At 57.6% G+C, this 18,316-nt stretch carries 22 protein-coding genes and 1 tRNA gene; 7 read left to right on the top strand and 16 right to left on the bottom strand.

Going from position 1 to position 18,316, the window contains the following annotated elements:
* Positions 1–22: 22 nt before the first annotated feature.
* The 16 genes from ACO6EE_RS09680 to ACO6EE_RS09605 all read right to left on the bottom strand — a co-directional run bounded on the left by ACO6EE_RS09680 (position 23) and on the right by ACO6EE_RS09605 (position 9,796).
* A complete protein-coding gene (locus ACO6EE_RS09680) occupies positions 23–298 on the bottom strand; it encodes a hypothetical protein (RefSeq protein WP_485960809.1) in 276 nt (91 codons plus the stop codon).
* 31 nt (positions 299–329) lie between these two features.
* Positions 330–734 carry a terminase small subunit gene (locus tag ACO6EE_RS09675; RefSeq protein ID WP_485960808.1) on the bottom strand — a complete coding sequence of 135 codons (405 nt, stop codon included), beginning with the start codon at positions 732–734 and terminating at the stop codon, positions 330–332.
* A 2-nt stretch (positions 735–736) separates the two neighbouring features.
* The gene (locus ACO6EE_RS09670; RefSeq protein WP_485960807.1) at positions 737–1,195 is read right to left on the bottom strand and encodes a terminase small subunit-like protein; all 459 of its coding nucleotides are present in this window, start codon (positions 1,193–1,195) and stop codon (positions 737–739) included.
* 15 nt (positions 1,196–1,210) lie between these two features.
* Positions 1,211–1,498 (bottom strand): hypothetical protein, encoded by a 288-nt coding sequence (locus ACO6EE_RS09665; protein ID WP_485960806.1) that lies wholly within the window; start codon positions 1,496–1,498, stop codon positions 1,211–1,213.
* Positions 1,495–2,172, bottom strand: a complete 678-nt coding sequence (locus tag ACO6EE_RS09660) for a KilA-N domain-containing protein (RefSeq protein ID WP_485960805.1) — start codon at positions 2,170–2,172, stop codon at positions 1,495–1,497. The genes ACO6EE_RS09665 and ACO6EE_RS09660 overlap by 4 nt, the downstream gene beginning before the upstream one ends.
* Positions 2,169–2,468, bottom strand: a complete 300-nt coding sequence (locus tag ACO6EE_RS09655) for a helix-turn-helix domain-containing protein (RefSeq protein ID WP_315539746.1) — start codon at positions 2,466–2,468, stop codon at positions 2,169–2,171. Before ACO6EE_RS09655 ends, ACO6EE_RS09660 begins: the two co-directional genes overlap by 4 nt.
* Before the next feature lie 11 nt (positions 2,469–2,479).
* On the bottom strand, positions 2,480–2,680 hold the full coding sequence (locus ACO6EE_RS09650; protein WP_064086185.1) for a helix-turn-helix transcriptional regulator: 201 nt from the start codon (positions 2,678–2,680) through the stop codon (positions 2,480–2,482).
* Positions 2,681–2,806: 126 nt separating this feature from the next.
* Positions 2,807–3,475, bottom strand: coding sequence for a hypothetical protein (locus ACO6EE_RS09645; protein ID WP_485960804.1), 669 nt, complete (start codon positions 3,473–3,475; stop codon positions 2,807–2,809).
* Between the two features lie 8 nt (positions 3,476–3,483).
* Complete coding sequence (locus tag ACO6EE_RS09640) at positions 3,484–3,666, bottom strand: hypothetical protein (protein ID WP_485960803.1); 183 nt, start codon at positions 3,664–3,666, stop codon at positions 3,484–3,486.
* A 135-nt stretch (positions 3,667–3,801) separates the two neighbouring features.
* A complete protein-coding gene (locus tag ACO6EE_RS09635) occupies positions 3,802–5,034 on the bottom strand; it encodes a tyrosine-type recombinase/integrase (RefSeq protein WP_485960802.1) in 1,233 nt (410 codons plus the stop codon).
* Between the two features lie 223 nt (positions 5,035–5,257).
* Positions 5,258–5,342, bottom strand: a tRNA-Leu gene (locus tag ACO6EE_RS09630).
* 135 nt (positions 5,343–5,477) lie between these two features.
* On the bottom strand, positions 5,478–5,762 hold the full coding sequence (gene yhbY, locus ACO6EE_RS09625) for a ribosome assembly RNA-binding protein YhbY (RefSeq protein WP_003823765.1): 285 nt from the start codon (positions 5,760–5,762) through the stop codon (positions 5,478–5,480).
* A 90-nt stretch (positions 5,763–5,852) separates the two neighbouring features.
* Positions 5,853–6,476 (bottom strand): superoxide dismutase [Mn], encoded by a 624-nt coding sequence (sodA, locus tag ACO6EE_RS09620; protein ID WP_485960801.1) that lies wholly within the window; start codon positions 6,474–6,476, stop codon positions 5,853–5,855.
* A gap of 301 nt (positions 6,477–6,777) precedes the next feature.
* Entirely contained in the window at positions 6,778–7,569 is a 792-nt protein-coding gene (locus ACO6EE_RS09615) for an SPOR domain-containing protein (RefSeq protein ID WP_485960800.1), read from the bottom strand.
* Positions 7,566–9,296, bottom strand: a complete 1,731-nt coding sequence (locus tag ACO6EE_RS09610) for a biotin--[acetyl-CoA-carboxylase] ligase (protein WP_485960799.1) — start codon at positions 9,294–9,296, stop codon at positions 7,566–7,568. Before ACO6EE_RS09610 ends, ACO6EE_RS09615 begins: the two co-directional genes overlap by 4 nt.
* A complete protein-coding gene (locus ACO6EE_RS09605; protein WP_485960798.1) occupies positions 9,293–9,796 on the bottom strand; it encodes an adenylyltransferase/cytidyltransferase family protein in 504 nt (167 codons plus the stop codon). The genes ACO6EE_RS09610 and ACO6EE_RS09605 overlap by 4 nt, the downstream gene beginning before the upstream one ends.
* A 165-nt stretch (positions 9,797–9,961) precedes the next feature.
* Here ACO6EE_RS09605 and ACO6EE_RS09600 point away from each other — a divergent pair, with 165 nt between their 5' ends.
* From ACO6EE_RS09600 to glnE, 7 genes are all read left to right on the top strand, one after another.
* Positions 9,962–10,615: a cell division ATP-binding protein FtsE gene (locus ACO6EE_RS09600; protein ID WP_485960797.1), complete on the top strand. Its 654-nt coding sequence runs from the start codon at positions 9,962–9,964 to the stop codon at positions 10,613–10,615.
* Positions 10,612–11,529: a permease-like cell division protein FtsX gene (gene ftsX, locus ACO6EE_RS09595; RefSeq protein ID WP_485960796.1), complete on the top strand. Its 918-nt coding sequence runs from the start codon at positions 10,612–10,614 to the stop codon at positions 11,527–11,529. The genes ACO6EE_RS09600 and ftsX overlap by 4 nt, the downstream gene beginning before the upstream one ends.
* Before the next feature lie 345 nt (positions 11,530–11,874).
* Complete coding sequence (locus ACO6EE_RS09590; protein WP_485960795.1) at positions 11,875–13,902, top strand: site-specific recombinase; 2,028 nt, start codon at positions 11,875–11,877, stop codon at positions 13,900–13,902.
* Between the two features lie 154 nt (positions 13,903–14,056).
* Positions 14,057–14,362, top strand: coding sequence for a hypothetical protein (locus tag ACO6EE_RS09585; RefSeq protein ID WP_485960794.1), 306 nt, complete (start codon positions 14,057–14,059; stop codon positions 14,360–14,362).
* 132 nt (positions 14,363–14,494) lie between these two features.
* On the top strand, positions 14,495–14,941 hold the full coding sequence (locus ACO6EE_RS09580) for a hypothetical protein (RefSeq protein ID WP_485960793.1): 447 nt from the start codon (positions 14,495–14,497) through the stop codon (positions 14,939–14,941).
* Positions 14,942–15,005: 64 nt separating this feature from the next.
* On the top strand, positions 15,006–15,455 hold the full coding sequence (locus ACO6EE_RS09575; RefSeq protein ID WP_485960792.1) for an EVE domain-containing protein: 450 nt from the start codon (positions 15,006–15,008) through the stop codon (positions 15,453–15,455).
* A 126-nt stretch (positions 15,456–15,581) separates the two neighbouring features.
* A complete protein-coding gene (glnE, locus tag ACO6EE_RS09570; protein WP_485960791.1) occupies positions 15,582–18,269 on the top strand; it encodes a bifunctional [glutamate--ammonia ligase]-adenylyl-L-tyrosine phosphorylase/[glutamate--ammonia-ligase] adenylyltransferase in 2,688 nt (895 codons plus the stop codon).
* The last annotated feature ends 47 nt before the right edge of the window (positions 18,270–18,316 follow it).

Below are 18,316 nucleotides of genomic sequence, written 5' to 3'. Positions count from 1 at the left end.
CTGCTCCTTTTCGGGATGCTGCCTAGGCTTTCAGGGCAGCGGCGAATTTCTGATAGACGGCTGCCTGTTTGCTCGGGTTGGTTTCCAGTATCAGAAACAGCAAATCGGGTGCTTCCTGCTTCAGCTCCTCTATGCGCTGCTTGGCGGCGGTTTTGGTGGGGAAGTGGCCGATGGGTCGGTATTCGTACACCAGCGGGCTTTCAGGCCGGCAATAGCCCACGGCCAGCAGGCAGGCTTTCGGAGTCTTGGGCGAATGATAGGGTTTGATGGGTTTTGCAGTGCGCGGATAAGATTTCATGATGTTTGTCCTTTTTTTGCAAAGGGGATGCTTAGTGCGTTTCCCAATGCTCCTCTGTTTGCGGGGCTACCAGCTCGATGATGACGGGCGGGCTGTCCGTTGCGTTCTCGGGCTGGGGTTTGTCCAAGCCAAGCAGTTTTGCCTTGCCCATGGTGGCGGCTACCATGGCGGAAGCGCTGCCGCCCTCCTGTGCGGTGTGCCGTGCCTGTTCCAATTCTGCAAGCAGGGTATCTACCGTTATTTCGTGCCGTTTCCTGTGCGTTGCCTGCAATTTGGCGATTCTTGCCGCAATCTTGCCGTTATCCAGCAGTTCCTTGGCTTTGCGGTTGATGCTCTCGGCTTTCATCTTTCCAGCGTTGTATGCCTGCCGGTAGGCTTCGCTGGCGTTGCCAGTTTCTATATACAGGCCGACAAAGCGCTCTTGTTTCGGGGTCATGGCTAATCCTTTGTTTTTAAGCAAGGTTGTATTTCCGGCTGGGTATTTTCAGGTAGCCTGCTAAGGGTTTCCTTGGGGTCGATGATGACGCGGGTTATCTTTATCGGGGTCATGCTGCCGTCTGTCGATTTCAAGTCTAGTTCGGTTTTATCGCTGTACTTTTTCGGGGCAAGGCGGGCGGCTTTCCATTTGCGGGCGTCTATCTTCAACTTGGCTTTCGCTACTTCACCGGTTTCAGGCGGGCAGTTGTCGGCTATTTCGATGATTTCGTCGGCGTAGAAGTCTGCCTGTTGTTCGCGCGCGTGCGCGTATCGCTCCGAAAATTCGGGGCTTTCGGCCAGCCATTTGTAGATTGTGCTGGGGGCGGGCAGGTTCTTCCTGCGACAGATGGCGGCCAGGCTGTGGCCTTGTGCCAGCAATTCGCAAATACGGGTTTCGATGGTTTCGCGGTTATTGTGCATAGCAGTTCTCCGGTTTCAGGTAGCCTTGTTCAGCAGCCTGCCAAGTTTGCCTAGGTAGTGGTCTGCTTCGGCCAGATGGTGGGCTAGGATGGCGGCGAGGCGGTGGCGTTGCGGCTCGGCAAAGTCTTGTGCCAAGTCGCCAAGCTCTCCGGCCAGATGCTCGATTAAATCGCGCTCGTACCGGAACAGCGCCATCATGGCGATGATGCGCTGGTGTTTGCGGTGGATGCAGAATGGCAGGCGGGTTTTCGTGATATGGCAGATGGGGCAGCCGTGGCGGTAAGGGTGCTGGGGTTGGCTCATTGCAATGCTCCTTGGGGTTGGTTGTCGATGGCGGCCAGTTCACAATCCCTTTCATGTGCCGGTTTGCCCATCATGTACAACGCGGCATTCTTCACTTCCAGCCGCCGAAGCGTGCGCAGTTGTTCGGTGGTCAGGCTGTTGCGGTCTAGCCCGCCCCATTTGCCGGTTAATGCCCGGTTGATGCGCCGTGCTTCGTTCATGTAGCTGAAACGGCTGGCCGTGCCGCCGCCTGCAAGATTGACTTCATGGATAACTTCGCTCATTAGGCGGTAACCGTCTGCGGCCTCCTTGCGGGCGGGTTGCCAGTCTTTGCCGTCTATCAGCAGGGCTTTGATGGTTTGGTCTACCCATATTTCAAAGTCCAAGCTGATAAAGCGGGCAAAACATATCATCAGGTCGGGATGCAACCATGTTCCGCTGTTGTACCGCCCTCTTCGGGTTTGGATTAGGGCGGGATAGTCGGCAGGGTTGAAGGGAGTTTTTAATTCCCTTGAATCGCAGGGAATTAAACCTTTCCGTTTGGCCAATGCCTGAATGTATTGCTGCGTGCGTTTCAGGCTGAAGAAGTTATCCAGCCGTTTACCGTGTTGCTCGGCTATCCCGGTGGCGTTAAACCATGCTTCGCGGTTGGCATGGACGGGCAGGCCTTGGTAGTCCAGTTTGAGGATGTTCATGCCCTGCCCTCCGGCATTAACCAGTAACGCCCGCGTTTCACGGTTTGGCCGAACTGGTTTCTTGTCCGTTCCATGATGCAGATGATGTTGTGCCCCGCCTGCCGCAGTTCGCAGATGCGGGCGTTGCAGCCCATGATGCCCATTTGGTGCATATCGTAGGCGGTCAGGCTTTGCCCGCTCTGCAGGGCGGAGAGGATGCGCTGGTTTTGCGTAGGGATGGTAGAATGGCGGGTAGTGGTAATTCCCTTTGTTTGGCCGTTCGGATGCTTGGCGTTCGGGCGGTTTTTGTTTTGCATGGCCTGCCTCCCTAGCGGTTCTCGGCCAGCTTGCAGATGTAGCCGTCAATCTCGGATTGCAGCCAGCCGGTGGTATTGGCGGAAACTTTGAAGGGTTTGGGAAAGTCGGGGCGGTATAGCCGGTGCTTGGGGTTGTTCCAGTTCCAAAGGGTGGAGAGGGAAACGCCGAACAGGGCGGCGGCTTGTTTGGGGCGGATGATGCTTTGTTGCATGGTTTGATACCTCGTTAGCTGTTGTTGGATAACGGGGCAAAGAATAAGCCGCCTCGTGGGCGGCTTCAGTACAGTTAGACTTTTTACGGTCTAATCTTGGTCTAGTCAGAAGTACAGCGCAGGTCATCAGCCTTTAATTGTGTGTCGGCGGTTTGCCTCGGCAAATTTGGCTTTTAGGTTACTTTCAGATAATCCCGGTTCATCAAATTCATTTACAATATATTCGATAACTGCTGCTTGGTTTGGAAATATTCCTTTATCAATCAAAGTTTCTTTCATAACATAAATGAGATTGAGAAATGTTGTCCTGTCATTTATCTGCTCGAAACTATCCGGAACTTCTCGCTTTATTTTTGCCTGTGATACGCGGCTAGTCTTATCTGCTCCCACTGGTAAGTATGGCAGCACACATATATTTTGTAAAAAGTTGACTACTTTTGCTTTCTCTAAGCAAATATACCGATATTTTTTATACTCCTTTGCGATTAATGGTTCTTTTACAGAGTCAAAATAATCAAGTCGGTCATATCGGAGAACAAGACAAAGGAATTTGTATAGATACCTAGTTTCATCAATAGGTATATATCTTCCAGCTCGCCTTCTAAATGCAAGTTTATCAACATAATCAAAACAATTATCGTCAAAGCAGTTATCTTCGTATTTGTTAAGCAAAAAGGTTGCTATCTCTTGCAAGCTGCAAGTACCTCCCTCTAATATTCCAACTAATCGGATAATATCTCCCAACAAAATATATTTGTCATGCTCTTTGTTGATTTCAGAGGAAATAAAGCCCATTCCAAACCCTATCCAAAAATAATTTTCAGGTAGCTTGAAATAGGTTCAAGCCGGGAAGCCTCCGCAAAATCCACGGGCGGGCGTTGCGCTTTGCTGCGTGGGGGAATTTCCAGCTCTATATCGGCGGCGGTATCGGGATAATTCAGGCTTCGCAGCGCCTCTAGTGCGTTGTCTGTGACGATGACTGGCATGGTGTTCTCCTTTTGTTCGTTTGTTTCCGTTGTCTTGCCGCTATCTACACAATACGGCGTTATACAGCATTAGGCTGGATTAAGGATAATGCGAAGCGAAATAAAACACCAGCCCGCCTGCTGGCGTCTTGTTTTTCAGGTAACACCGCCTGTTTCAATCAAGGCTTGGGCTTGGCGGTATCGCTCCCGCAGATAGTCTGAATACCATTGCATCATCTCCCGTTGCTCGGCCAGATATTCCGCCCGATTGTAGGCGGCCTTAATCCGATTTTCTTCAACGTGGGCTAGCTGGCGTTCGATGGCGTCGGGGTTGTAGCCCTGCTCGTTCAGTATGCTGCTTGCCAAGCTGCGGAAGCCGTGCGGGGTGGCAATGCCCTTATAGCCCATGCCGTTCATGATTTTGCCTAGGGTGTTTTCGCTGATATGGCCGTTTTGTTTGGTACGGCTGGGGAACAGATAGGGGGTATTGCCGGTTAAGTCTTGCAGCTCCCGCAACAGCTCCAACGCCCAATCGGAAAGCGGCACGGTGTGCGGCGGCTTGGGGGCGGTCTTCTCGTGCTTCATACGTTCGGCGGGAATAACCCATTGCGCTGCGGCAAAATCTACTTCTGCCCATTGTCCGCCGCGTAGTTCGGTATTACGTACAAACACCAGCATCAGCAGCAATAGGGCGATTTTATTTGCTGGGTCAATCTCGGCCAGTATCAGGCGGCGGTAAAACTCGGTCAGTTCTTCACGCGGCAGGGCTGCACGGTTTTTGGGCGGTTGTTTGGCAATGTATTTGCGCAATGCACGGGCGGGGTTGCGGTCGGTTACTTCCAGCATGGCCGCATAATCGAAAACCGCACCTATCCATTCCCTTACTTTTTCGGCGGTGTTGCTCACGCCCCGCGCTGTGATACGGTCTAAAACTTGTTTGATTTGCCCTACCGTGATGCTGTCTATCGGTATTTCTCCAATCAGCGGGAAAACGTCAGTTTCAAAATAACGCATGATGCGCTCTGCATGGTTCGGCTTCCAGCGGTGCAGATTGTCGGCGTGCCAGCGGCGGGTAAGGGCGGCAAAGGTATTCAGCAAGGCCGCCTGCCTTTCCTGTTTGGCCTGTTGCTTGGCGGTGGCGGGGTCTTGTCCGCTTGAAAGCAGGCGGCGGGCGTTCTCTGCCTCCTGCCTCGCTTCGGAAAGCGAAACGGCAGGATACTTGCCGATAGTCAGCGTTTTTTCTTTACCATCGATACGGTATTTCAGGCGGAAGATTTTGCCACCTGCCGGGGTAACTTCCAGATACAGGCCACCACCGTCAAACAGCTTGGCTTTCTTTCCTGTGCCGGTAGGTTTCGCGTTCTTGATTTGGCGGTCGTTCAGGGGCATTCTGGGGGTATATTTTTGAGGGTATTTTCTGGATACCCCCAATCATACCCCCATAAAAGGGGCAATTCAATTAGACGGCATTAGACGGGATTAGCTTAGCAAGGAAAGAGAAAGGATAGCTTGAATCAGCCTGAAAGCCTTACCTGTATTGGATTTGGCTAATTGCATTGGATGGCGTTAGACGTAAAAAAACAGCCCGAAAAATTGGGCTGTTTTTGTTTGATGGTGCGGACGGAGAGACTCGAACTCTCACACCTCTCGGCGCCAGAACCTAAATCTGGTGCGTCTACCAATTTCGCCACGTCCGCAGGAAAGGCGGCATTATACTGCAATATGCCGGTTTGGCAAGATGCTGTTTGAAATCGGATTATATTGCGGAATAACAAATCAACCAACACCGATACAGCTTTGGCCTGCCCTACATGAAAAAATGCGCAGCCACCCTACTCTTTTTCTTCGGGCTTCGGCCGCCACAGCACCAGCTGTTTACCGATGTGCTGTACCAGTTCGGCGCCGGTGGCGGCGCAAAGGGCTTCGGCGATGGCGATGCGCTCCTGCCTGTCGTCGCCGGCCACTTGCACTTTGATCAACTCGCGGGCGGTAAGGCGGGTGTCGGTTTCTTTGATAACAGCCTCGGTGAGCCCTTGCTTGCCGATGAGCACGGTGGGGCGCAGTTGATGGGCTTGTTGTTTGAAGCGGCGGATGTCTTCGTTGCTGAGTGTTGCCATTTTATTGATTAATATTTGCTAAGTGATTGGAAAAGGCTACCTGAAAATGCCGAACGGGCTTTCAGGTAGCCTGTTTCATAAGGCAGGCGCTTAGGCGGCCACGCTTTCAAAACGGCGGGCGGCTTCGTCCCAGTTGACTACTTGCCAGAAGGCTTTGATGTAGTCGGGGCGGCGGTTTTGGAATTTCAGGTAGTAGGCGTGTTCCCACACGTCCAAGCCGATAATCGGGTAGCCGGATGCGCCGGATGCGGCCTGACCCATCAGCGGGGAGTCTTGGTTGGCGGTAGAAACGACTTTGAGCTTGCCGTCTTCATACACCAACCAAGCCCAGCCTGAACCGAAACGGGTGGCAGCGGCTTTTTCAAACTCGGCCTGGAAGGCTTCCATGCTGCCGAAATCGCGCTCGATGGCGGCTTTGAGCTTGCCTTGTAGGGTGGTGCCGGTTTTCAGGATTTGCCAAAACAGGCTGTGGTTGGCGTGGCCGCCGGCGTTGTTGCGCAGCGGGGTGCGCACATTTTCGGGCAGCTCGGCCAAACGGGCGATCAGCTCTTCAGCAGACAGTTTTTCCCACTCAGGCAGGTTGGCCAACACGGCATTGGCGTTATTTACATAGGCCTGATGGTGCTTGCTGTGGTGGATTTCCATAGTTTGCGCATCGAAATGCGGCTCTAGCGCGTCGTAGGCGTAGGGCAGTGCGGGCAGTTGGTATGCCATAATTGGTTTCCTTTTTCAGATGTGTTTTGCATGGCTGGAGCACTGATTTCTACCTATTGTGTCGGCTTGCCTGCCGTACAATTCGTACTGCCTGCGGCTCGCCGCCTGATGAGGAGAAATAATTGCTTCAGCGATAAAAGCGGCAATGATAAGTGCTATCCATTGGCAATTCAAGGTTTTTTATCGCCGCCTAATCGAGATAATGCGACAGCGGCTTGCTTCATCCCACCCGGAGCAACCATACAAGATAAAAGGCTACCTGAAACTTTCAGGTAGCCTTTGGCTTATTCGCTCAAACCGTTTATTTCCGACAAGGTGCACGGCGCAGGTGGGAGTAGCGGCTGATAACGCTGCTGATGCCGGCGGCGGCATTATCGTCTACGTTCATAAACGTTATCTGCATTTTGGATTCGCCCAATTCGGCAGATTGTTCGCCGCCGCTTGAGCCGGTACGGATGATTTGCGGATTAAGGCCGGCTTGGCGGGCTCTGGCAGCAGTTTGCTCAGCCTGCTGTTCGCTGCTAAACGAGCCGAGGCTCATGCGGCCGCCGGCGACGCTGGCGTTACGGAAACCCTGCGAACGCACTTTGGCGGTAAATTCCTGCACATCGCCTTCAATGGTTACGCTCACTTGGTAGCGTTCGCTGCCACGCTGGGGGCGGCCGGAATCGCGGCGGCGCTCCACCACGCGGGTGGCGGCGTGCGGCCAGCGGGCGAGCAGACCTTTGATACGATGATAGTCGTCTTCCGGCAACACGGCCACGGCGGTGCAGGCGGTGTTGGGGGCGCGAATGCCGCTTTCTGGGGTGGGCTTGGGCTGGGCTTCACCAGCGGGCTTGGCTGCAGTATTAGGGCGGCCGGGGGCGGCAGGCGCAGTGCGGGGGCGGTTGGCATCTGCCGGCAGCACAGGCGTGGCCGACTGCTGCGGGTCGGCGGGCTGGGCGGGCGCAGCATGCACCACTACGGTGGTGGGCTGCGGCTGTTGCGGCTGCGCAACGGGCGCGGGCTGCTGTTGTTGCGCCATGCGCGTTACCAGCATCCCGCCGAAAACGATGATGTTTAATGCCACCAAAACGGCAAACAGCCACTTCATGTTTGTGCAGCCCAGTTGAGTAATCCGTGAAGCACGAGATTATCCACAATTTGAATGGGGTTGTCCAAAGCAAATTGTTCAGGTAGCCCTTGTTTTACCTTGGCGGCACCGCCACCGGTGATGATCACGGCCACGATTTGGCCGGGGTGTTTCTGCTGCAATCGAGTATGCATCAGCAAAACCGCGCCGCAGATGGCATCGAGCATGCCGCCGGCCATGGCGTTGGCGGTGGTGGTGCCAAAGGGGTAGGCACGGCCGGTGGGGCGGTTGAGATTGGCGGTATGTTGCGCCATTGCCTCTTTCATCAGGTTGAAGCCGGGCATAATGCTGCCGCCCAAATAATGATTGTCGGCGGTGAGGGCGTCGATGGTTACGGCGGTGCCGCAGCTCACCACCACGCAGGCGTGTTCGGTGAAAAGGCGGCTGCCGAGGATGTTGAACCAGCGGTCGGCACCGTGTTCGCTCACGCGGCGGTAGTGGTTGCGGATGCCCAAGGCCTGCGGCATGGAGCCGAGCCATTCCGGCTCGCGGCCGAGCTGTTCGGCCACGGCCTGCTGCTTGGCTTCGCCGCACACTGCCGAGCCGATGATGCGCACATGTTCGCCGCCATGCTGCTGCCAGCTGTGGGCAAGCGGCTCGAGATTCCAATAGGCGGCTTTGTCTGCCGCCGTGATGCGGCCGTTTTCCACCCATGCCCATTTGAGTTTGCTATTGCCGGCATCGAGCAGCAGCATTTTGTCTTGTTTGCCATCGGGCGTGGCGGCATTTTGGCTGTGCAGCGGGCGCAAGCTGATTTCGCCGCTCACTACATGATGTTCCGTGCCTTCGGCATCGAGAATACGCAGCGCACCACCCTCATCTACACCCAAGGCTGTGCCTTGCAGCAGGGTTTGTCCGTCGCGCAGCAGGCGAACGGGCTGGTTTTGGTCGCGGTGGCAGGCGTGGTAGCCCGCGAGGAAAAGGGAGAGGCCTTCGCGGTCGAACTGCTCGAAAGTATCCGCCAACTCGGGCAGCAGGCGTTCGGTGAGGCGGCTTACGGCGATATTGGGCGCACTGCCCTGCACGGCTTCGGCATCGGCCACGGCTTTGGGCTGCACAAAATTGATGCCGATGCCGATCACAACCGCAGTTTGGCCGTTGCAGCGCACGGTTTCGGTGAGGATGCCGCCGAGCTTTTCGCCGCCGATCACCAAATCGTTCGGCCATTTAATCTGCGCGGGCACGCCCAAATCGCGCAGCACGCGGCAGCAAGCCAGCGCGGCGGCAAGCGTGAGGCCGCCCAGCTCGGCCGGCGGGCGGGAAAAACACCAGCCGGCGCTGAACATTAAGCATTCGCCGATGCGGCTCTGCCAACTGCGCCCCTGGCGGCCGCGGCCTTTGGTTTGATCGTGCACAAACGCGATGCGACGGTAGATCTGGCTGCCTGCTTTGGCTTGGGCGATGAGGTAGCTGTTGCTGGAAGGGTGCTCGTGCAACAGTTCGGCTTGCCAGCCGGCGGCTGCGGCCTGCTGTTGCAAAACGGCGTTATCCAAAATCGCCAGCGGGCGCACCAGCCGCCAGCGGCCGTCTTGCTGGCGCAGCAGGCCGCGGATGTGCGGCGGCACTTGCTGCCAGAGCGCGTTGAGCTGCGGCGGCTTGCGGCCGATGCGGCGCGCCAGCTCGGTAACGTGGTGCGGCCGGCCGTCTGCCAAAGCGGCCAGCAGCTGCCAGTGCACGGCCTGCATCATGAACCTTGCTCCGCGGCACGGATTTTGGCCAGGGTTTGGGTGGTGGAAGTTTGGTGCAGGAAGGGAATGGAATACACTTGGCCGCCGCGCGCCAAGGTTCCGGCAGCGCCGACGATGTTTTCAGGTAGCCAGTCGCCGCCTTTCACCAAGATATCGGGGCGCACCAATTCGATGAGTTCGGCGGGAGTGTCGCTATCGAACCAAGTCACCAAATCCACGCTCGCCAGCGAGGCGGCCACGGCAGCGCGGTTGGCCAGCGGATTGATGGGGCGGTCGCTGCCTTTACCCAAGCGGCGCACGGAAGCATCGGTGTTGAGCGCGAGCACCATCGCCGCGCCGAGCGCGCGGGCTTGGGCGAGGTAGGTAACGTGGCCGCGGTGCAGGATGTCGAAGCAGCCGTTGGTGAACACCAATGGGCGCGGCAGCTCGGCCAATTTCCCGGCCAACGCCTCGGGCGGGCAGATTTTGCGTTCGAAATCGGGGGTGGGCCAGGCAGTCATGGCAGCTCTTCCAAGATAATAAAGCGCGGATGATACCATTTCTGCGCTGCCGCTTGGTGTTGGGCTGGCAGGAATTGCCGTATAATCTGCAGTCTGTTTTCAGGTAGCCTCAAACGGCGTTTTCCAAAAGGCTACCTGAAACCCATTCACTCCCAAGCTCACATCATGATCCGTTTCGAACAAGTTTCCAAAACCTATCCCGGCGGCTTCCACGCCCTGCAAAACGTCAGCTTCAAAATCAGCAAGGGCGAGATGATTTTCGTGGCCGGGCATTCCGGCGCGGGCAAATCCACCGTGCTCAAGCTGATTGCCGGCATCACCAAGCCCACTTCCGGCAAAGTGTGGATGAACAACCAAGACCTCGGCACGCTCAACGACAGCCGTCTGGGCTATCTGCGCCAGCACATCGGCTTAGTATTTCAAGACCACAAAATCCTGTTCAACCGCAATGTGCTGCAAAACGTATTGCTGCCGCTGCGCATCATCGGCTACGACCGAGCAACCGCCGAAAAACGCGCCCGCATCGCCATTGAAAAAGTGGGCTTGGGCGGGCGCGAAACGGCCGATCCGATCACCCTGTCCGGCGGCGAGCAGCAGCGCCTGTGCATTGCCCGCGCCGTGGTGCACCAACCCGGGCTGTTGATTGCCGACGAGCCTTCCGCCAACCTCGACCGCGCCTACGCGCTCGATATTATGGAGCTCTTCAAAACCTTCCACGAAGCCGGCACCACCGTCATCGTGGCCGCCCACGACGAAACCCTGATGGCCGACTACGGCCACCGCATTTTGCGTTTGCAGGAAGGCAGGTTTGCCGCATGAAACACTATCTCTCGCTGCATTTGGAAGCCGCCGGCCAGGCCTTTGCCCGCCTCGTGCGCCAGCCCTTGGGCACATTGCTGGTGCTGCTGATGCTGGCCGCCGCCATGACCTTGCCGCTGATGCTCTATTTGGGCGTGCAAAGCAGCACCGAAGTGCTCGGCCGGCTCAACCAAGCCCCGCAGATGACGATCTACCTCACGCCCGAAGCCGCCGAGGCCGACATCGCCGCCATCCGCGCCAAGCTGGCGGAAGACAGCCGCATCGAAAAAGCCGAATACGTGAGCAAACAACAGGGCATGGCCGAGCTGCAGCAGGCGTTTCAGGGGCAGGATTTGGTGTCGATGCTCGATGCCAACCCGCTGCCCGACGCCTTCGTGATCACGCCCAAAGACGGCGCCACCCCCGAAGAGCAAACCGCCCTGCGGGCCGATTTGGCCGCGCTGCCCAAGGCCGAGAGCGTGCAAATGGATGCCGAATGGATGCAAACCCTGTTCCAAATCAACGAATTTGTGCATCAGGTGTTCCGCTTTTTGGTGATCACGCTGGGCACGGCGCTGGTGTTGGTGGCGTATAACACCAGCCGCCTGCAAATCCTCAGCCGGCGCGAAGAAATCGAAATCACCAAGCTGTTGGGCGCGCCCGCTTCCTTCATCCGCCGCCCCTTCCTCTATCAGGCCTTATGGCAGGGCGTACTGTCTTCCGCCTTGAGCCTGGTGCTGTGCGGCTGGCTGATGCGCAGCACCCGCCCGCTGGTGGACCGCATTTTCAGCCCCTACGGCCTGAACTTAGACTGGCGCTTCTTCCACGGCTGGGAAATGGCCGTGATTATCGCCGTGGTGTGCGGCCTGGGCATGGCCGGCGCCTGGCTGGCCGGCAGCCGGCATTTGCAGGAATTCAAAGCCAAAAGCCATTAACCGCAAAGGCTACCTGAAAGCCCTAAAACCATTTTTCAGGTAGCCTGACGCCATACCGATAAAGGCTACCTGAAAAACCAAAAGCCCCGGCAACCCACAGCGCCTTTGGCATGAAGTTTCAGGTAGCCTTTAATCATGTCTAGAGGCTACCTGAAAACTACAAACCACTTACTAATCAAGTTGCAACCAACTCCCTCTTCCCCATTCCCCAGCCCGCATTTTTGCCCTCAAACCGCAATCTGTTACAATCGCTCCCCCTTTTTTCGTGAGGCTACCTGAAAAGGTGGCCGCAGTTTTTTCGCACCTCCGCTGCCGGCTCTGGCCGGAGCAACAAAAAGGAAGCCCATGTTCACACGCAAACCACAACACACGCTACCTGAAACCATCAGCCGCGCCGCCGCCGAAGGCAACGCGCTGGGTGTGTTGCAGGCAGTGGTGACTTGGCTGCGGCAAGGCGGCGCGGCAGGCGCGCCGGTGCGGTTCGGCATTTTGTGCCGCCACCTGCGGCAAGAAGGCGGCGAAGGCAAAACCATCGCCACCCTGCTGTGCCGCTGGCTCTCCAGCGTGCGCGTGTATCCCACCCTGATCACCATCGGCATTTTCTCCCGCTCCGGTTTCAGCCACGAATTCCGCCACCGCCTCTACGAGCGCCTCAACCCTGCCTATAAAGACTGCAACGACTTGCGCGACGTGCTCTCGCTGCTGTTTTGCGGCAGCAACGACGGCGAATGGCTCGCCGCCATCCCGCTTTCCGCCTGGCTGCGCCTCCTGAGCACCATCCAGCGGCAAACCGAGCCCGCCGTGCGCGAAATGTGCGGCCGCCACCTGCGCGACGAAAGCCTGTATGCCGTGGAAATGCTTTCCATATGGGTGGCCGCCGAAGACCTCGACCACGACCTGATCCGCCTCGAGCCCAGGCTGCTCGATGTGGATTCGCCCTTTGTCAGCCTGATGCGCGAAGTGTCCGACTGGCTCGATTTTCAGCGCAGCCGCCAACCCGGCTCCCGCACCACCTACGATGCCGGCCATTTAGACGTGATGCTGGCGCAATGCCGCACCCTCATCGAACGCCTGCAACGCAAAGGTACCGGTGCCGGCGCCGGCTCTTCCATGGCCGTGGCACACCTATTGCAACGCCTCCAGCAAACCCTCACCCGCATGGAACGGCTCATGGCGCTGTTTGCCGCGCGCAACCGCACCCAAAGCCTGCTGCGCACCCTGCTCCTGGCCAACGAAATCGCCGTGGCCGTGGTGGCGCAGCGGCGCATCATGCCCTTGTGGCGCAGCAACGTGAAAATGCTCGCCCGCAGCATCAGCCAAAATTCCAGCCGCCACGGCGAACACTACATCACCCGCAACCGCAGCGAATACTGGAGCATGCTGCGCTCCGCAGCCGGCGGCGGCGTGCTCATCGCCCTGATGGCGCTGATCAAAATCCACATTAGCAGCCTGCCCGGCAGCCACCTCTACCACGCCGTGCTCGCCAGCCTCAACTACGGCATCGGCTTCGTGCTTATCCACATGCTGCACTTCACCGTGGCCACCAAACAACCCGCCATGACCGCCGCCCGCTTCGCCCAAGCCGTGGAACGCAGTAGCAGCGGTCGTGCTGTGAACCAGAAGCTCGCCCAGCTATTGATTGACGTAATCCGCTCGCAGGGCGTGGCCGTGTTTGGCAACGTCATCGTGTCTGTACTGCTGGCCGTTTTCATCAGCCACGCCTTCGCCCACCATTTCGGCAGCCCCCTGCTGGATACGGCCACCACCGCCTACCAGCTCAAATCCCTCGTCGTGTTCAGCACCCCCGCGCTCTTGTTTGCCGCCATCGCCGGCGTGTGGCTGTTTTGCTCCGGCATCATCGCCGGCTTCTTCGACAACCGCGCCGACTACCTCAACCTCAAGCTGCGCCTGCGCGAACACCCCCTGCTCAAACGCATCCTGCCCGCCGCCTGGCGGCAGCGTTTGGCCGATTACATCCACCACCACTACGGCGCCATCATGGGCAACTTCTGCTTCGGCTGGCTCCTCGGCATGACCGGCTACCTCGGCCACCTCACCGGCCTGCCGCTCGACATCCGCCACGTTGCCTTCTCCTCCGCCAACCTGGGCTACGCCGCCGTGAGCGGCGACATCGGCTTCTTCTCTTTCGCCGCCTATTTATTGATGGTGCTGCTCATCGGCGCGGTGAACCTGCTGGTGAGCTTCTCCATCACCCTGTGGGTGGCCCTGCGCTCGCGCGACGCCGTACTGGACAACCCGCTGCAAATCATCGGCAGCACCATCTCGCTGGTGAAACAAAAACCCAAAAGCCTGTTCTTCCCGCCCAGCGACACGCCAGAAGCCGAGAAAAAGCCTGCTGCGCCAGGCAAATAGCGGCATAGCAGGCAGGGAAAGGCTACCTGAAAAAGCGCAGCCGTAGATCAGATTCTTGAATCCGACACTCTACCCCAAAGCTATCTAAAGACTGTATTGGTATAAATATCCGCCCTAAACTCACTATGCTTGTCTAGATATACAAGGAAATAAAATGGATAGTATAGATATATTTATTGATTCTTATCTTGATATTTCATTTAGGGCAATGACAAGGGAAGGGATTACTGATGATGACTGCGATAACCTGATAAATTCTTTATTGGTTGTCAAAGAAGAATATCAGGATAACGACTGCATTCCTAAAAAACTTGTGAACGTATTTATTGATATGCTGTTATATCTTTGGCATTGTTTAGAACAACAAGAAAACATCTATAACAATATAGAGCAGGCAAATAAACTAAAATATTTAGTAAACCAATTACAATATATTGCGTCATCCATGACAGCAAGTTAGGACGGGTACTCGCTGCCTACATACTCCCTGCAGGCTACCTGAAAACCATTATGAGCATAAATTCCAGCTTATACCATTCCGCCCACGCCACGTTCGCCGCATAATCTTCAGGTAGCCCGTACGAGGAAAGAAATGATTGAAGAAACCAAACCGGGCAACCGCCCCTCCGCCTCCAAACCGCCGTATTCGTGGCGGGTGTTGATTATTTACAGCCTGTTCGGCCCGCCCTTGGGCATAGTGTCGCTCATACTGTTCCTCATAGTGGAGTTCCATGTTATCGCGTCTGAGCCACTACCTCCCTCAAATCAGTTTTTCAGAAACATGCCAAAATTCTTCCTGGCCGGTTACTGGGTTGGCGGCATCCCCGCCTTCCTCACCGGCCTCTTGGCCATGCTGCTGCGCCTGAAGCGCAACCTGCCCGGCATCGCTGCCGTAACGGCAGCAGGCGCCCTGCTGTCGGTCATCTGTCAGGCCGTCATGTTCGACCTGTCTGGTTCGTCTGATAACTTGTTGTTTTTGGGTTTCGGCGCAACGGCGGCTTTCGTGTTATCGGTATTCCTGCCCAAACCGGCAAAATAAATTTTCAGGTAGCCTTCTACCAACAGCCTAAAGGCTACCTGAAACCCATCTGAAAAGGACGCCCATGAAATACTGGATCGGCACGGTTTCCAAAGAGCACGTCCTGCGCGGCGTGGCAGGCGGCTTCTGCCAAGTGTGCCACGGCAAGGCCGCGCCGCTCAACCGTATGCAACGCGGCGATTGGCTGCTCTACTACAGCCCGAAAATCCGCTTGGACGGCCACGACAAACTGCAAGCCTTCACCGCACTCGGGCAGATTACCGACGACCAGGCCTACCCGTTTCAGATGAGCGCAAGCTTTATCCCCTTCCGCCGCAACGTGGCCTATGCCGAAATCCGGCGCGAATGCCCGATTGCCGTTATCCGCACGCATCCGGAATGGAAAAAATATGCCGCCCGGCTGCGCTACGGCCATTTTGAAATCAGCGAAGATTTCTTCAACTTTGTGCGCACTTATATGCTGGCGCAGCCCGAAACACCGGAAACCAACGCCCGGCAGGAAAGCCTGTTTTAGCTGGCAGCCATGCCGAATCTGCCCCTCCATTCTTAATCTACTCAATCTCAGGCTACCTGAAAGCTTCAGGTAGCCTATAATCTGCCCGTTTGAACTGTTCCACCCACCGCACACAAGGAATCCCCCATGCCTGCCGATATGATTGCCCATGCCCGCCGTTTTTCCCTTTGGCTGTCGCGCCAGCTGGATGGCGGGCAAATCGATGTTGCACGTTTGCAGCCTATGCTCGCGCAGCCTTTGCAGCCGCAGGATTTGGCCGGCTTCGCACCGTGGGCAGACATCGCGGCAGCGGCGGATGAGGCCGAGTTGGCGCGGCAGTTGCGGCTGCTGCGCCGTTATGTGCTCGCGCAGATTATGGTGCGCGATTTGTGCGGCGCGGCCGAGCTGGCGGAAGTAACGGCTTCCATCACGCATCTGGCCGATTTTGCGGTGCACACCGCGCTCGCTTTTGCCGAGGCGCACTACACCGCGCTCTACGGCACGCCCATCGGCCGCTATAGCGGCGCGGCGCAGCATTTGAGCGTGGTGGCCATGGGCAAGGCGGGCGGGTTTGAATTAAACGTGTCGTCTGATTTGGATTTGATTTTTGTCTATCCCGAATCGGGCGAAACCGACGGGCGGCGCAGCCGCAGCAATCAGGAATTTTTTACCAAGGTGGGGCAGAAGCTGATTGCGCTGTTGAACGACATCACCGCCGACGGCCAAGTGTTCCGCATCGATATGCGCCTGCGCCCCGACGGCGACAGCGGCGCGCTGGTGTTGAGCGAAACCGCACTGGAGCAGTATTTGGTGGCGCAGGGGCGCGAGTGGGAGCGTTATGCCTGGTGCAAAGGCCGCGTGGTCACGCCGCACGCCAACGGCATCCGCAGCGTGGTGCAGCCCTTCGTGTTCCGCAAATATCTGGACTACGGCGCCTACGAAGCCCTGCGCGGGCTGCACCGCCAAATCCGCAGCGAAGTGAGCAAAAAAGGCATGGCCGGCAACATCAAGCTCGGTGCGGGCGGCATCCGCGAAGTAGAATTTATCGCGCAGGTGTTCCAGATGATTCGCGGCGGGCAAAACCGCAGCCTCCAGCTCAAAGGCACGCAGGAAACGCTGGCCGCGCTGGCCGAAGCCGGCATCCTCGCGCCCGAAGCTGCCGCCCGGCTGCTCGAAGCCTACCGCTTCCTGCGCCGCCTCGAACACCGCCTGCAATACTGGGACGACCAGCAAACCCAAACGCTACCTGAAAACCCCGAACAGCAGCAGCTGTTGGCCGAAAGCATGGGCTTTGCCGATTACGAAGAATTTTCAGGTAGCCTCAACGCACAACGCGCCCAGGTAAGCGCCCAGTTCAACCAAACCTTGAGCAGCCCCGAAGAGAGCGATAGCGAGGCCGAACAGCCGCTGGCCGGGCTGTGGCAAGACGATGCCGCAGCTGCCGAATGGACGGCGCAGCTGGCCGATTTGGGCTTTGCCAACGCGCCCGAAGCTGCCGAGCGGCTGGCGCATATCCGCAGCAGCAGCCGCTATCGGCATTTGTCGGCCCGCGCCCAGCAGCGTTTCGACGCCGTGCTGCCGCGCGTGGTGGCCGCCGCCGCCGAAAGCAGCCGCCCCGAAGCCGCCCTGCCGCGCCTGCTCGACTTTCTCGACAGCATTAGCCGCCGCTCCGCCTATCTCGCCTTTTTGCAGGAATACCCCGCCGCGCTCGCCCAAGTGGCCGAACTCATGGCGCAAAGCCCCTGGCTGGCCGAATATTTGCAGCAACACCCCGTGCTGCTGGACGAATTATTGTCCGCCCAATTAATGGAACACCCCAACTGGCCGCAATTCATCGGCACGCTTTCAGGTAGCCTCCAAGCCGCCGGCGACCCCGAAGCCAAAATGGACGTGCTGCGCCGCTTCAAACACGCCCAAACCTTCCGCCTGGCCGTGCAGGATTTGGCCGGCCTCTGGCCGCTCGAAGCCCTGAGCGACCAGCTCTCCTACTTGGCCGACATCCTGCTCGAACACACCATGTGGCAAGTATGGCAGGCCATGCCCAAAACCCACCGCCCCATCCCCCGCTTCGCCATCATCGGCTACGGCAAGCTCGGCGGCAAAGAGCTGGCCTACGGCTCCGATTTGGATTTGGTGTATCTGTATGACGACAGCGCGCCCGAAGCCGCCGACATCTACAGCAAATACGCCCGCCGCCTCACCACCTGGCTCTCCGGCAACACCGGCGCCGGCAGCCTCTACCAAACCGACCTGCGCCTGCGCCCCAACGGCGACAGCGGCTTCCAAGCCCACAGCCTCGAAGCCTTCGCCAAATACCAGCACGAAAACGCCTGGATCTGGGAACACCAAGCCCTCAGCAGGGCCCGTTTCGTGGCCGGCAGCCCCGAAGTGGGTCGCAAATTTGAAGCCGTCCGCCGCCAAATCCTCAGCCTGCCGCGCGAAGAAAACCCGCTGCGGCAGGAAGTCGCCCAAATGCGCAGCAAAATGCTGCCCACCCACCCCGCCCGCGAAGACAACGTGAAATACGCCCGCGGCGGCGTGGTGGACGTGGAATTCATCGTGCAATTCTTCGTACTGCTCCATGCCCGGCAGTATCCCGAGCTGTTGGAAAACTACGGCAACATCGCCCTGCTCGATATGGCCGCCCGCCGCGGCCTGCTCAGCCAAGATGCCGCCGCGCGCACCGCCGCCGCCTACCGCCACTACCGCCAAGTACAACACCGCCAGCAGCTGCACGGCGCCGGCGCAGTACAAGTAGACGACACCCTGCGCGAACACTACGAACAAGTGGCTGCACTGTGGCGCCAAGTATTCGGTGAAGAGATTCGGGCATAAGTAACAAAAAAGGTGCTAAAGCCCCCCGCAAGCCTTATCCTGCAAGG

Source organism: Eikenella sp. (genome assembly GCF_057315495.1).
Note: the sequence above shows the minus strand (reverse complement) of the source record. Positions and strands in the feature narration are given on the sequence as shown.

Excerpts from the sequence above, each read along its gene's own strand:
- ACO6EE_RS09670 (WP_485960807.1), bottom strand. The coding sequence starts at position 1,195 with ATGCACAATAACCGCGAAACCATCGAAACCCGTATTTGCGAATTGCTG.
- ACO6EE_RS09615 (WP_485960800.1), bottom strand. The coding sequence starts at position 7,569 with ATGAAGTGGCTGTTTGCCGTTTTGGTGGCATTAAACATCATCGTTTTC.
- ftsX (WP_485960796.1), top strand. The coding sequence starts at position 10,612 with ATGAAACACTATCTCTCGCTGCATTTGGAAGCCGCCGGCCAGGCCTTT.
- ACO6EE_RS09640 (WP_485960803.1), bottom strand. The coding sequence starts at position 3,666 with ATGCCAGTCATCGTCACAGACAACGCACTAGAGGCGCTGCGAAGCCTG.
- ACO6EE_RS09655 (WP_315539746.1), bottom strand. The coding sequence starts at position 2,468 with ATGCAAAACAAAAACCGCCCGAACGCCAAGCATCCGAACGGCCAAACA.
- ACO6EE_RS09600 (WP_485960797.1), top strand. The coding sequence starts at position 9,962 with ATGATCCGTTTCGAACAAGTTTCCAAAACCTATCCCGGCGGCTTCCAC.
- ACO6EE_RS09645 (WP_485960804.1), bottom strand. The coding sequence starts at position 3,475 with ATGGGCTTTATTTCCTCTGAAATCAACAAAGAGCATGACAAATATATT.
- ACO6EE_RS09635 (WP_485960802.1), bottom strand. The coding sequence starts at position 5,034 with ATGCCCCTGAACGACCGCCAAATCAAGAACGCGAAACCTACCGGCACA.
- ACO6EE_RS09585 (WP_485960794.1), top strand. The coding sequence starts at position 14,057 with ATGGATAGTATAGATATATTTATTGATTCTTATCTTGATATTTCATTT.
- sodA (WP_485960801.1), bottom strand. The coding sequence starts at position 6,476 with ATGGCATACCAACTGCCCGCACTGCCCTACGCCTACGACGCGCTAGAG.
- ACO6EE_RS09675 (WP_485960808.1), bottom strand. The coding sequence starts at position 734 with ATGACCCCGAAACAAGAGCGCTTTGTCGGCCTGTATATAGAAACTGGC.
- glnE (WP_485960791.1), top strand. The coding sequence starts at position 15,582 with ATGCCTGCCGATATGATTGCCCATGCCCGCCGTTTTTCCCTTTGGCTG.
- ACO6EE_RS09610 (WP_485960799.1), bottom strand. The coding sequence starts at position 9,296 with ATGATGCAGGCCGTGCACTGGCAGCTGCTGGCCGCTTTGGCAGACGGC.
- ACO6EE_RS09605 (WP_485960798.1), bottom strand. The coding sequence starts at position 9,796 with ATGACTGCCTGGCCCACCCCCGATTTCGAACGCAAAATCTGCCCGCCC.
- ACO6EE_RS09665 (WP_485960806.1), bottom strand. The coding sequence starts at position 1,498 with ATGAGCCAACCCCAGCACCCTTACCGCCACGGCTGCCCCATCTGCCAT.
- ACO6EE_RS09575 (WP_485960792.1), top strand. The coding sequence starts at position 15,006 with ATGAAATACTGGATCGGCACGGTTTCCAAAGAGCACGTCCTGCGCGGC.
- ACO6EE_RS09660 (WP_485960805.1), bottom strand. The coding sequence starts at position 2,172 with ATGAACATCCTCAAACTGGACTACCAAGGCCTGCCCGTCCATGCCAAC.
- ACO6EE_RS09650 (WP_064086185.1), bottom strand. The coding sequence starts at position 2,680 with ATGCAACAAAGCATCATCCGCCCCAAACAAGCCGCCGCCCTGTTCGGC.
- ACO6EE_RS09590 (WP_485960795.1), top strand. The coding sequence starts at position 11,875 with ATGTTCACACGCAAACCACAACACACGCTACCTGAAACCATCAGCCGC.
- ACO6EE_RS09680 (WP_485960809.1), bottom strand. The coding sequence starts at position 298 with ATGAAATCTTATCCGCGCACTGCAAAACCCATCAAACCCTATCATTCG.
- ACO6EE_RS09580 (WP_485960793.1), top strand. The coding sequence starts at position 14,495 with ATGATTGAAGAAACCAAACCGGGCAACCGCCCCTCCGCCTCCAAACCG.
- yhbY (WP_003823765.1), bottom strand. The coding sequence starts at position 5,762 with ATGGCAACACTCAGCAACGAAGACATCCGCCGCTTCAAACAACAAGCC.